1 protein-coding gene is annotated in these 515 nt (G+C 48.7%); it reads left to right on the forward strand.

What is annotated here, in order from left to right; genetic code table 11:
* On the forward strand, positions 1–261 hold a 261-nt coding region (locus NFE57_RS16620), incomplete at its 5' end, for a CheR family methyltransferase (RefSeq protein ID WP_286207889.1).
* Positions 262–515 lie beyond the last annotated feature (254 nt).

Below are 515 nucleotides of genomic sequence, written 5' to 3' on the forward strand. Positions count from 1 at the left end.
CTGATGAAGGATAATTTGATGTTCGCCCAGCATAATCTGGCGACGGACGGTTCCTTTAATGAGTTTCATGTGATTTTGTGCCGCAATGTCATGATTTACTTCGATAACCGGCTGCAGACTCACGTGCACAGCCTTTTCCACGGCAGCTTGGTATCCGGAGGGTACTTGGGCTTGGGCAAGAAAGAATCCATCCTATTCGTACCGGAGGGTGTGAACTACGAGGAGTTTGTTCCGCAGGAACGCATATACCGCAAGAAATGAACCGCAGGGGACTTCGAATGAAGAGCCCAAGCGGTTTTTTGCTGTTGTTTCGACCGCAGATCAGGCGGTTAATTTACTTCTAGATTGTATTTTGATATGAAAAGAGGGATAACGATGGGGAACGAGAAGAGACGGACCGGTGAGCGCATGCCGGAGAAATTGTTAAGAGAGCTGGATAACGAAACCGATGCCAAGCTGAATATCGAGCAGTTAGCCCGGATCACCGCCATGGTTCGCGAGTATCAGGGAAACAT

The organism is Hephaestia sp. MAHUQ-44 (assembly GCF_023806085.1).
In the GTDB taxonomy this organism is placed as follows: Bacteria; Pseudomonadota; Alphaproteobacteria; order Sphingomonadales; family Sphingomonadaceae; genus Sphingomonas.